The organism is Sulfobacillus sp. hq2 (assembly GCF_002903155.1).
Classification (GTDB): domain Bacteria; phylum Bacillota; class Sulfobacillia; order Sulfobacillales; family Sulfobacillaceae; genus Sulfobacillus; species Sulfobacillus thermotolerans.
In genome coordinates this window covers 46,683-58,601 of record NZ_NWUL01000023.1, presented here as the reverse complement: position 1 = coordinate 58,601, position 11,919 = coordinate 46,683, and the positions used below count along the sequence as shown (strand labels likewise).

Below are 11,919 nucleotides of genomic sequence, written 5' to 3'. Positions count from 1 at the left end.
TTATGCACCAAAAATCAGCAAAGTATGTATGGGTTTCGAATTTAATGGGAAGAGGACAGGGGAAGCCAAATGGTAAATATGGCTCCGTGTTGGGGACTTGGTGCATTCGCTACGGTGACATGTCCGTTAAAGGCTTCGGCTAACGCTTGGACAATGGACAGCCCTAGGCCGCTGCCGCCAGATTTCGATGTCCTGGATCGGTCTCCACGATAAAAACGGTCAAAAATGTGGGGCAAGTCCGCCTCTTTGATACCGGGGCCGTTGTCGGTAACCTCGATGTAGCCCTTATCCATGTGTCGCCCAATCCGCACAGTAATATGTGAACCGGCTGGGGTGTACCGCGCGGCATTTTCGACTAAGTTGAAGACCATCTCGGTCAGTCGATCACGGTCAACGCTTACGACCACCGCGGCTGGGACAAGTTGCAAGAGATGGTCGTGGGTCAGTGGCTCTAACAAAGGCCGTACGGAGGCGATCCACTCTCCAAGATCCACCTCGGAACTGTGGGTGGCAGTGTCTTTCGCATTGTCCAGCCGGGAAAGTGTTAGCAACTGATTCACTAAACGTGCCATTCGTTGTCCTTCTTGGCGCATCGCGTGAAATCCTTGCTTGACTTCTGCCTCGGTGAGATTATCTTCTGAGATTAAGGTGAGAAACCCGTTGAGGGCTGTTAAAGGGGTGCGTAATTCATGGGACGCATCTGCCACAAAACGCCGCATTTGCTCCGAGAGCATTTTCTCTTGGTCAAGGAGCTCTTTGATTGACAAAGACATGGTGTTAATGGCGTCTCCCAATTCGGCCAGTTCCTTTGGCGGATTTTTCAATGTGGTAATGTGACCAATTTCGCCATGCGCAATGCGTGCGGTTCCATCCCGGATCTGTTCTAAAGGGGCTAAACTGTTTTTGACCGAAAGGGAGCCCAACCATCCTGTAATGGCGAGGGAGAGGAATCCGAGAAAAGAAAAAAATTCGATATCGCGAATGAGAATGCGATTTAACGCATGAGACTGGGCCATGAGCCAAACATAGCCCGAGGGATGCAGTGGTGAACCTAACGGAGCATCCACCACCACGTGCTCATGCCAGATAAAGTAGCTTTGTGTGAAGTTAATCGGGGGCACTTGTGGTACCAGTGTAGATGAGTTAGCAATGATGACCCCAAACCGGTTCGTAATCATCACTTCAACGCCGGGCGCCTTGAGACGGCTGACAAGTAAGGTAGCCAAAGAGTGAAAATGGGCTGCGCTGTCCTTTACCATGGCCCGATGAATAATCGGAGCGAGGACCGAGATCTCTTGGTGAAGCGATCGTGCTTCGGAATGAAACAGCACAATCCGTAAGGTTAAATATTGGCTGACTCCGATTACCACGAGCAGAATAGCCAATAGCAAAATTTGGCGACCAATGAGTTCATCGGTCAAAGTTTTCTGGGCCATTTAACTGCCTAACCGGTAACCAAAACCGCGGACAGTTTGAATGAGCTGGCGCGATCGATCTTGCAACTTGTCGCGTAGGCTGGAAATGTGCACTTCCACGAGATTGTCATCGCCAGGATAATCATACCCCCACACATGCTGCAAAATCTGGACTTTGGACAGGACAATGCCCGGATTAAGGAGAAGATATCGCAGAAGCTCATATTCTTTGGCGGTTAGGGTAATGGCCGTGTTTTGCAAGGACACTTTGTGAGCGGCATCGTCCATCATAAGGTCTCCAAATTGAATGGCGGCGTGGTCATCATGGCGAACACGCCGGAGGCCGGCGCGCAGTCTGGCGACCAATTCGTCAAAGTCAAAGGGCTTGATGACGTAATCATCGGCTCCGCCTTCTAAGCCTTGAATGCGGTCAGATACCGCATCACGCGCTGTCAACATGAGAATAAACAAATCAGGATTCTGGCGCAGACGGCGGCTTAGTTGAAACCCATCTTCCCCTGGCATCATCACATCAATAATGGCGGCATGAGGCTGAAATCCGCCTATCGCCTCCATTGCCGTTTGACTATCTTCGCAGGTTAGGACCTCAAAACCCCGGTGGGACAGCCCAATTTTCAGGACATCGCGAATGACCTCTTCGTCATCGACGACTAACACCCGGAAAGAATCCATTTATTTTTTCACAAGCTCCTTATCTAACGGATGAGGTGATAGGAAATATTCTCCCGTATCCCATCCGGCCCGTGCGATGACCCGATTGAGCAAGGGACGATCATTGTCCAACCATTGGGTTTCATGGGCAAAGTCCGGGGGGGGAGAGGGCAGATAATCTGCAAAATAAGTGTGAAGCGCGATACGGACATTGAGGTGAGCCGCGACTTTATTGGCTTCAGCCACGCGAAGTTCGCTGAAGGGCACCTTGCGGCCGATAATGGCCTCCGTGATGTCCAATTCATCGACGAAATTTTGATGTTGTACGGCGTGGTAACGGTCCACTAACGCATTTAAATGTTGTTCCTGGTACGAGGTGAGGGGGCGATCCTTCGCATAACCCCATGACCTTAGAAATGCCATTGTTATCGCATCCTTCCCAAATTCACTCATATCCTTACCAGTATTGTGCCCTGTAACCGGCAAAGTGTCTAGATTTCTTGCTGGAAATTTCCCAATGGCCCATAATTCCCATTACAATAGAAAAATGGTGAAGGCAACGAGAGAAGGGGGTAACACCGTGGCGGTAACCCAAAGCTGGCGGGCAGCAAGCCCGGAGTTAGTTGAACAAATGCGCCAATTATTGCCACATCAGGTGGAGGATTGGGCGACGGAATGGCGCCAGCGCAATTTGCCACTTCAAGAGTTTCTTCGGGCCTTGTGGCGTTTTGCGAGTATGCCACGCATCCGGGAAAATGAGCGCATCCTTTACGAGCGCGTCGACGCCGGACTTATCATCTTGTCATTATCCGTGCTTCCAAGCGATTCGAGCTGGGCGGCCGCGGTGCGGCTTATGCAACGTTTGCTGGTCATGTTAGGCGGCGATAGCATACCGGAGCCGCGTCCGTCCAATGTGGCAGGCAACCTGCATGATGCGTGGTATCAAGGGCACATGGATCAGGCCGAAGCAAGAACCGTGCAATTGGTCCGCCAAGCGGGGATTCGTGGACTGCTCGTTCAGCTTATGGCGCCTTCAGCCCCAGCAACAGTGCCGAGTACGCTGCCATCGCTGTGGCGTGTGAGCACGCGCATGGTTCAGCGATGGAGCGGCCAGGATTTGGTGCTGGGATTTCGGCTGGCGACGCGGGCACAAGCTTCGTGGGTCAGCAACCGCCACCGACTGCAGGTGTTAACGCCTGAATCCGAACAGGCCCGGTACCGCACATGGAATGATACGGCTTATGTCGTCGACTTAATTCGTGAAATGCGGCCCATGGCAGCTTTGGGGGACGTGCTAGCGTGTTATCAACCTCATCTGGCGGGGGCTTTGTTAGCACGCATTGCGCAAGGGGCGGCAGGATTAAGCAATCGGCGTCTGGCCAGCTTGCTCGTGGAAGTCTCAGCCGTCACAGTGGCCACAACTCCGGCGATGGATGCCGACCAAGTGTCCCGGCATCTTCTCGCGATAATGGATTGGCTGCACTTGTCTCGGTACGCACCCTCGGAAACCGATGAGCGAATCGCCATCTGGACAGCTTGGGGATGGTTTTTGGCCGTGGCATTGGCTTTCTTGTCGCCAGATGGGGCGATTGCTGGTGCAGTCCCTGTCGAACCGATCGATGATGACTGTGCCCTGTGGGGGGCGTTGCAGACGGGGAATGCCGACGAGGCGGTTGCACAGGCATGGGCGTTCGGCGATGTGGCCGAAGTTTGGCACGCCATCATCGACGAAGCAGCGGTGATAGCAGCGCCTGACACCTTGCGCATGGTGTGGGCGTATAAGCCGTGGCTGTCCGACGCCGCTTTTGGGGTGCCTCTTCTTCCGGCCGTCGTCCGCATTATGTCGCAGATGCGGCCCGCGCTAGTTATTCGTGGCGGCGTATGAGTTCCTGGTCGAGGGATTGCAAAGTAACTCCGGTGCGGGTTAATAAAACGCTCAGATGATAGAGCAGGTCGGCGCTTTCCCAGACCATGTCGGCGCCTTGCGTCTGGGTGTTTGTAGCCGCCGCGACGATTACCTCAATAGCTTCTTCTCCTATCTTTTTTAATAGGCGCTCCAGGGGTCCTTGCAATAATTGAGCGGTATAAGAGGTGTCTGCAGAGGCATGCAGGCGTTCGCCAATATACGACTGCAAGCGGGCCAGCGGATTAGGAGCGGCAGCGGGACTTTGGTCAAAACACGACGTGGTGCCGCGGTGACAGGCAGGATTGTAGTTGGTGACGAGATAGATAAAACTGTCGTTGTCGCAGTCCGGAATGATGTCTTGCACCGCCAGCACATTTCCGGAGGTCAATCCTTTTTCCCACAAGGCGTGGCGCGACCTGCTGTAAAAATGTGCTCGACCAGTGGATCGCGTTAAGGTTAACGCCTCTTCATCGGCGAATGCCATCATGAGAATTTGCAAGGTTTCAGCGTGCTGCACCACCACCGGATAGAGAGTTTTGTCATTTTCGATTAAAGGGGCCACCGTACATCAATTCCTTCCTCTAAGAGAGATTGCTTGATTGTTCCCACGGTCGTCTGATTTTGATGCAGTAATGAGGCGAGCAACACCGCTTGTTGCCCTTCCCGAATGGCTTCGGCTAAATGCTCGACGCGTCCGGCACCGCCCGATGCAATGATCGGACGTGACACGTGTTGACGGGCATAACGGAGCATAGGCAGGTCATAGCCATTTTGTGTACCATCACGGTCAATGCTGGTCAATAAAAATTCCCCGGCGCCTAAGTCTTGGGCGCGCCGCATCCAATCTCCTAGTTCGTGCTCTGTGCGGGTACGTCCCCCGTGCACGTATACTTGATAGTGATCTTCTTCCCATTTTGCATCGATCGCTACAACAAGGCATTGCGAACCCCAACGGCGCGATACGTGGCTTAAAATTTCAGGATGTTCAATCCCGTACGTATTGATGGACACTTTGTCGGCTCCGTGTTCCAGTAGTTCTTCCACATGGCGGATGGACCGAATGCCTCCACCTACGGTTAAGGGGATAGTTAAAACTTCCCGAGCTCGTTGAATAAGCGCTAAGCTTAATTCTTCCTCCTCTACCGTGGCGATGATGTCGAGCCAGACCAACTCATCCGCACCGTCGTCACAGTATTTGACGGCTAGCGCCACGGGGTCCCCGGCATCTTTTAGGTCTTGGAAGTGAACCCCTTTGACAACGCGCCCATGTTTAACGTCTAGGCAGGGAATAATGCGTGGTTTGACCATCTTTAGAACACCCCTTTGCATTGGTGAAGATCAATTTGCCCAGAGACCCACGCTTTTCCGATAACCGCACGTCCAATACCCATCGCCTCTAGCAGGGCGAGATCTTCCATATGGGCAATGCCTCCCCCGGCGCCAATTTCGCCAGGGTACTGCCCCGTTTCGCGCCAGAATGCAGGGTCTAGCCCAATAAGCGTCCCGTCTCGGGAGATGTCGGTAATATTACAAAGCGTAAAACCCATGTGATATAAGGGGAACCATTCTGTATCAGCGGCTAGACCGTTGGTGGTCCAGCCACGCAGCATAGCGCGACCGTCCTTGATGTCAATACTCGCAACCAGCTTATGCGGACCAAATTGATGGAGGAGGTCTTGGGCCCACGCTTTGTCTTCGATTAGGCGCGTTCCCAACACAACGCGGCATGCACCAGAATCCAGGGCCTTTTGAACCTGCTGGGTCTCGCGAAACCCACCACCCACTTCGACATCAATTCCTAAGCGAGCCATACGTTCCAACAGTGGCCACGCGGAAAAGGATCCGTCTTTGGCGCCCTTAAGGTCGACTAAATGAATGCGCTTGGGGAGGGCATGATAACGCTCTTGAAAAAGTGCGAGGGGATCGTCGGTGTACGCGGTAACACGGTTATATGACCCGCGTTCTAATCGCACCATCTGCCCATCAAACCAATCAACGGCTGGCCATATTTCCATAAGTTTCCACCACTTCTAAAAAGTTTTGTAACAATCTCGTGCCGTTTGGACCACTCAGTTCGGGATGAAATTGGACGCCATATAACGAGCCGGATTCAATGGCCACGGGGAAGCTCTCATAATAATCGGTGATGCCCCGTACAATGGCTGCTTCGTGTGGCTGAATGCGGTACGTATGCACAAAATAAAAAATGGGACGAACAATGTTATGCCATAAAAAAGGGTGATCGGTGACGGCGACATCATTCCACCCAATATGAGGCAACACAGGCGCTTGAAGACTTGGCACATTGCCCTTGAGCCACCCGAGTCCTTCGCCTCCCTCATCTCCTTGCTCAAAAAAGAGCTGCATGCCGAGACAAATGCCTAAAATCGGGGTGGATTGGGCGCGCAAATCTGTTAACCATGGCAATAGGCCATTATGGCGTAGACGGTTGACGACCTCTTCAAGGGACCCCACTCCGGGAAAGATAACACCCTCCACCGGAACAATATCCGTTGTTTGGTGAATGACGTGAGGATTCTGTCCGAGACGGTGCAAAGCGGCTAGGAGGCTACCAAGATTGCCATTGCCGTAATCGATGACGGCCAATTCCATTTACAACACCCCTTTAGTCGAGGGAATTCCCCACTCTGGATTAATCCGCACGGCTTCCCACAAGGCTTGCCCCAGCGCTTTAAAGGTCGCTTCGTAGACATGGTGCGCGTTATGGCCCGCTTGGCAAACCAAATGCAAGGTGATGCCACTATGGGCGGCAAAGGCCCGAAAAAATTCCGGCCAGACTTCGGCGTTAACGCCGTTGACCATCCGGTCAGGAAAGTCCCCTGAGAGATATAATTGGCCGCGGCCAGAGATATCGAGAGCACACAGCACCAACGCATCATCCATGGGCACGTACCGCTGACCATACCGGTAAATGCCGTGGCCATCCCCGACGGCTTCGCGTAGCACTTGACCCATGACAATCCCCACATCTTCTACAAGGTGATGGGGATCCACCTCGATGTCCCCGGTGGCTTGAATCTGCCATCGCGTATGTCCGTGCTTTCCCATCGCCGTTAGAAAATGGGTAAACAGTGGGAGGTTCGTTGAAATTTCCAAGGGCCTATCGGTGTCAAGGTTGACAGCGACTACGACATCTGTTTCGAAGGTTTTGCGGTGTTTTTGGCTTTCTCTCATAACGGCACATCCTTGGATTGGCTACGCAAAGCGTGTCGGGTTTGGAGGGATTGTTCATGGAATTGCAGACCCTCCATGGCGGCAAGGACTTGGCCATAGGATAAATACGCATCAGGCATAGTCTCTTGCGCTTCAATAATCGACATCCGCCGCGTGAAAGTACGAGTGGATAATCCGGGCAAAAAGCGTCCGGTGCCTGCAGTCGGTAAGACGTGGCTAGGACCGGCCACGTAGTCACCTAGGGCTTGGCCCGCTAACCACCCCACGAATAACGCACCGGCAGTACGGATTTGGGAGGCTAGGGCTTCAGCTTCTTTTCCAATCAGGCCTAAGTGTTCAGGAGCTGTACGATTGGCAAACGCGACCGCTTCCCAAGGAGATGAGACGGTGATCCAGTCGATAGGACCTAAGGGCGCGTTACGGTGCATGGTGGCAGTGGTGACAACACGTTGCACCTCTGCCATTAACGGGGCATCCCACGAAACCATGTAGGCGTGTGCATCACGTGCATGTTCGGCTTGAGCCAGGAGGTCCATGGCCACAACCTCTGGCGGAGCGCCAGGGGATGCAATGATGAGAACTTCTGACGGTCCCGCAATCACATCAATGCCGGTCACTTTGCGACGAAATAGCTCTTGTTTGGCTTCAGCAACATATTGGTTACCAGGCCCTGCAATTAAATCCACAGGGTCCAGAAGGCCGGCAAGCCCATACCCTAAGGCGGCGATAGCTTGGGCACCGCCTAATCTGACCACAGTTCGAATACCCAGCGCCTGCAGCGCATAAATCCAAACGGGGTCAGGATCTTGCGCCTTGGGGGCAATAGCGACCACGATGTCTTGAACGCCGGCCACTTGCGCAGGAATTGCCGTCATGAAAAGACTTGAGATGAGGGGATATTGGCCATTGGGAACGTAGATTCCGACTCGCTCTAATGGCACCATGCGTTCCGTCAAAATTAAGCCAGGGGCTTGTTCCACCTGAATGTCATGCGGTTTAGTCGCTTCGTGAAAGGCACGGATTTGGGTGATAGCAAAATCCATGGCGTCTTTTTGTAAGCGGTCGATGGCTGCGGGGGGGAGCGTGGTAATGTCCCAAATGACCGCGTCTGGGCTTAGCTCAATGCCATCAAAACGGGCGGTGTATTCTAATGCTTTGGAAATGCCATTGTCGCGAATGTCGTCTAGAATTTGACGCACCGTAGCAGATACCGTGTCCATGAGAAAGCCTCCTGATAAAGTGAAAGGTCGTTTACGGATTTAGCCTGTTTCTCAGATGCTCGAGAGCTGGCTTTGTACGCCAGTGTGACGGGTTTGCAATCAAACGGGCGCTTGATTCCATGATTGTGGCGATTTCCACTAATTGGTGTTGGCGTAGAGTGCTCCCTGTGTCCACAATATCAACGATGTATGGTGCCAGTCCAATGACAGGTGCTAACTCGAGACTCCCGGACAAGGGAACAATTTCGACGGGGTGATGGTGGACGGCAAAATACGCCTGCGCGATTCTTTGGTATTTCGTGGCGATCCGGGTAGGACCGGCTGGCCACTGACGTTCTTTACCGGCCAAGACCACACGGCACGTCGCAAAATGGAGGTCGGCCACTTGGATGATTTGCGCATTGGGATGTTCTTCGAGAACGTCGAGCCCGACAATGCCGAGATCAGCGATGCCCATAGCGACAAACGTCGGAATATCTCGCGCGCGGGCAATGAGCATTCCAGGCCGGGCCGCTTCAGGGGAGAACCAGAGTTTGCGTGATTCTTTGTCAATAGGCCACGGGAGACCTTGCTGCTCCCACAATGTTTCAGCGCCCTCGAGGATTCGGCCTTTAGCAACTGCAACGGTCACGTTATCAAAGGTCATGAGATTCTTGCTCCATTTCTTGCTGGACGGCTTGATACAGAGAGTCCAGATATAAGGTAAAGCCGACACCGTGCCATGTGCGACCATGCACGTCGGCCATGAAGCGGCCGCCATTTAATAGAGGTTGGCCAATATCTTTCAAATATAAAGAGAATACGAGGTCGGTGTAATAGGGCCAATTGCCGGTGAGCGATAAATCCCAGCGGGTAGCCATATGTTGGTCGATAGCATTTTGAAGCCGTGCTATATGGTCAAAATCCGCCTCGGGCAGCGTGTCTTGGAGTGCACGAACAAAGTCGTCATACGTCTTGGGTAACAACAAGCGCCGAGTTTTGGGCGAGGTGGGGGCTAACAGTGATTCCGCTTGGACGAGGTTGCCCGCACGCAAGGCATCACGAACGGAATGGCGCACGACAGGAAGGACGGCTTCAGCGGCCATGGCCTGATCCAGAAGGCCTAAGTGTCCCATTACCATCACCGTTTTCTCTGCGAGACGGGGCCACTGCTCAATGAGTTGCATAATGAGTTGCACCGCCATCAGTTCATGCTGGGGGCCGCCTTCGCCAAGAATTTCCACATCAACTGTTTCGGCCCAACGTCCGTGACCGGGGTCGTAGACAGGCCCAAGGGAAAACACTTTGAGCGGCAAATTGAGATGGCTTTCCGGAAACGAGCTTAAGAGTTCCAAGATGGATTGAGTATGGTCCTCACGATAATGACCGGATTGCGCCGGCGCCGTCGGCACCGGAAAAAAGCTTTGGGCTAAGAACTGATTGATGACCCTAATCATCAACGCGTATTCACTACGGTTCTGTTTTAACCATTCGTCCACCCTAGCACCTCATTACATTAGCGATTCAGCGAACTAAAGTACTTGTAAGACATTAGCCAACTTTAGACGATTTGTCAACCCCGGCCAATGGCGTCAAACGCGGCAAAGAATTGTTCTAGGATGGGAATGGGCGCTACAGTTACCCGCAGATGATGAGGCAGTCCCCAGGCGCTGGCTGGGCGTGTAATGAATCCCGCCTGTTCCAATTTAGCAGCCCACACACGCGCATCAGATTTCAGATCGACCGTGACGAAGTTAGCATACGATGGCCAAAACGAATAGCCGCGCGTTTGCCATTGCCTGGCCATGTATTGCCTGGCTGCTATCGTTTCCGATAAGACATTCTGGATGTAGGTTTGATCTTCAAGTGCGGCTTGGGCAGCGCTTAATGCCACCCGATTCACAGAGAAAGGCTGTCGAGCGGTTTTCAAAGGGCTAATAATATAATCAGGGGCGGCAGCCCAGCCAATGCGAAGGCCGGCTAATGCATAGATTTTGGAAAGGGTTCGCACCATAATAACGGGATGGCCTTTGGCGATCGATTCTTGAGCTTGTAAATGCTCAGTATGGTTGGCAAATTCAACGTAGGCTTGGTCTAGTACAACTAAGATGTTATCCGGCAATGCGGCCAGAAAAGATTCCCATGCGGTATGTTTAATAATCCCTCCCGTGGGGTTGTTGGGGGTGCAAAGAAAAATAATGCGAGTTCTATCAGTCACTTGATTCAAGACATCATCGAGGTCAACGGCTCCCTCAGGTGTTAACTGGGCTGTAACACCCCGGGCTCCTGTCATCAAGGTGCCGTGTCGATAGGCCGAAAAGCTTGGAACAGGATAGATGACTTCATCGTTGGCCCCGGCGTAGGTGACCGCAATCAGTTCCAACAACTCGTCGGCGCCATTTCCCACAATAAGCTGGGTCGGTGCGAAGTGGTGAATGCGGCCTAACGTTTCATAAAGGCTCGCCGGGTCGCTTTCAGGATAAAATGTCAAGCCTGAAGCCACCGCCTGTTGAGCGGCTTCGATGGCACGTGGGGAAGGTCCCCATAAACTCTCATTGGATGATAATTTGACGAGGGTGGATATGCCGGTGTCTTTCATGACGGACTCAATGGAACGGCCGGGAACATAAGGATTTAGTTGCTTGATGCTAGGTTTGGGTGCAATCACTGCACTACCCCTCTTTCTGCCCATGAATTGGGCAAGCTTTCTCAGGAGGCAAGAGGACTGTTCCTGATATTTATTTCAGAATAGTCCTAGTAGCCCCTTGGGGGCAAGTTGTCCAAATTCTGTTATACTAATAGGGGCCAATAATGCCAAGAACTACAAACGATGGCGTCCAATGGCATGGACTGCGAAACTTCTTAAACGACAGGAGGATGTTGAATGGCAGAGGAGCGCAAATACCGCGACCTTAAAGAGAGCTGCTTAAGCATGGAAGGCATCAGCAAAGAAGAAATTGAGCAGCATTACGGGATTTTGTATAAAGGATATGTTAACAAGCTAAACGAAATTCGAAACAAGATGGAATCGGTCGACCTATCTACCGCGAACCAATCTTACAGTGAATTGCGGGCGTTGAAGACCGAGGAAAGCTTTTGCCTTAACGGGTCAAAATTGCACGAATGGTATTTTGACAACATGGGAGGTAAAGGCGGCGAACCAACGGGGCGTGCCAAAGAATTAATTGATCGGGACTTTGGCTCGTTTCAAAAATTTGAAGCGGAATTCAAAGCAACAGGGTTAGCCGTGCGCGGATGGGTTGTGCTAGCCTATGACCTCGATGATGAAAAATTGCACATCGTCGGTCAAGATGCACACAACGTGGGTGTGCCGTGGGGAGCCTATCCCTTGTTTGTGATGGACGTGTATGAGCACTCGTACGGGCTAGATTATGGGGTGAAGCGCGCACCTTACATAGACGCATTCATGAAGAATGTCGACTGGGATGAGGTTAACGCGCGTTTAGCCAAATATCACATCTAAAAGAGAACCAACGAAACAGGCCCAGCAGAAGCGATTCTGGGCCTGTTT

14 protein-coding genes are annotated in these 11,919 nt (G+C 52.5%); 2 read left to right on the top strand and 12 right to left on the bottom strand.

Translation table 11 applies throughout. The features are described from left to right. Positions 1-41 precede the first annotated feature (41 nt). From CO251_RS03460 to CO251_RS03450, 3 genes are read right to left on the bottom strand one after another with little or no spacing between them, the layout of a single operon-like run. Entirely contained in the window at positions 42-1,436 is a 1,395-nt protein-coding gene (locus tag CO251_RS03460) for a cell wall metabolism sensor histidine kinase WalK (protein WP_103374415.1), read from the bottom strand. Then, positions 1,437-2,108 carry a response regulator transcription factor gene (locus tag CO251_RS03455; protein WP_103374414.1) on the bottom strand — a complete coding sequence of 224 codons (672 nt, stop codon included), beginning with the start codon at positions 2,106-2,108 and terminating at the stop codon, positions 1,437-1,439. Then, positions 2,109-2,510, bottom strand: a complete 402-nt coding sequence (locus CO251_RS03450) for a hypothetical protein (RefSeq protein WP_103374413.1) — start codon at positions 2,508-2,510, stop codon at positions 2,109-2,111. It abuts the gene before it with no gap. A gap of 157 nt (positions 2,511-2,667) precedes the next feature. On the opposite strand from CO251_RS03450, the gene CO251_RS03445 reads away from it, so the two are divergent. Next, positions 2,668-3,972, top strand: a complete 1,305-nt coding sequence (locus CO251_RS03445) for a hypothetical protein (protein ID WP_103374412.1) — start codon at positions 2,668-2,670, stop codon at positions 3,970-3,972. Here the strand turns inward: CO251_RS03445 and hisIE are convergent. The 9 genes from hisIE to hisC all read right to left on the bottom strand — a co-directional run bounded on the left by hisIE (position 3,953) and on the right by hisC (position 11,055). After that, positions 3,953-4,555, bottom strand: coding sequence for a bifunctional phosphoribosyl-AMP cyclohydrolase/phosphoribosyl-ATP diphosphatase HisIE (gene hisIE, locus CO251_RS03440; RefSeq protein WP_103374411.1), 603 nt, complete (start codon positions 4,553-4,555; stop codon positions 3,953-3,955). The genes CO251_RS03445 and hisIE overlap by 20 nt on opposite strands. Next, a complete protein-coding gene (gene hisF, locus CO251_RS03435; RefSeq protein WP_103374410.1) occupies positions 4,543-5,301 on the bottom strand; it encodes an imidazole glycerol phosphate synthase subunit HisF in 759 nt (252 codons plus the stop codon). The genes hisIE and hisF overlap by 13 nt, the downstream gene beginning before the upstream one ends. A gap of 2 nt (positions 5,302-5,303) precedes the next feature. Further along, positions 5,304-6,008 (bottom strand): HisA/HisF-related TIM barrel protein, encoded by a 705-nt coding sequence (locus tag CO251_RS03430; RefSeq protein ID WP_103374409.1) that lies wholly within the window; start codon positions 6,006-6,008, stop codon positions 5,304-5,306. Then, on the bottom strand, positions 5,986-6,606 hold the full coding sequence (gene hisH / locus CO251_RS03425) for an imidazole glycerol phosphate synthase subunit HisH (RefSeq protein ID WP_103374408.1): 621 nt from the start codon (positions 6,604-6,606) through the stop codon (positions 5,986-5,988). Before hisH ends, CO251_RS03430 begins: the two co-directional genes overlap by 23 nt. Then, complete coding sequence (gene hisB, locus CO251_RS03420; protein WP_103374407.1) at positions 6,607-7,188, bottom strand: imidazoleglycerol-phosphate dehydratase HisB; 582 nt, start codon at positions 7,186-7,188, stop codon at positions 6,607-6,609. Then, positions 7,185-8,408 carry a histidinol dehydrogenase gene (gene hisD / locus CO251_RS03415; RefSeq protein WP_103374406.1) on the bottom strand — a complete coding sequence of 408 codons (1,224 nt, stop codon included), beginning with the start codon at positions 8,406-8,408 and terminating at the stop codon, positions 7,185-7,187. Before hisD ends, hisB begins: the two co-directional genes overlap by 4 nt. Before the next feature lie 31 nt (positions 8,409-8,439). Next, on the bottom strand, positions 8,440-9,054 hold the full coding sequence (hisG, locus tag CO251_RS03410) for an ATP phosphoribosyltransferase (protein ID WP_103374405.1): 615 nt from the start codon (positions 9,052-9,054) through the stop codon (positions 8,440-8,442). Continuing rightward, entirely contained in the window at positions 9,044-9,886 is an 843-nt protein-coding gene (locus CO251_RS03405) for an ATP phosphoribosyltransferase regulatory subunit (RefSeq protein ID WP_103374404.1), read from the bottom strand. Before CO251_RS03405 ends, hisG begins: the two co-directional genes overlap by 11 nt. 74 nt (positions 9,887-9,960) lie before the next feature. Further along, on the bottom strand, positions 9,961-11,055 hold the full coding sequence (hisC, locus tag CO251_RS03400) for a histidinol-phosphate transaminase (RefSeq protein WP_158246150.1): 1,095 nt from the start codon (positions 11,053-11,055) through the stop codon (positions 9,961-9,963). Between the two features lie 216 nt (positions 11,056-11,271). On the opposite strand from hisC, the gene CO251_RS03395 reads away from it, so the two are divergent. Next, the gene (locus CO251_RS03395) at positions 11,272-11,871 is read left to right on the top strand and encodes a superoxide dismutase (RefSeq protein ID WP_103374402.1); all 600 of its coding nucleotides are present in this window, start codon (positions 11,272-11,274) and stop codon (positions 11,869-11,871) included. Positions 11,872-11,919 lie beyond the last annotated feature (48 nt).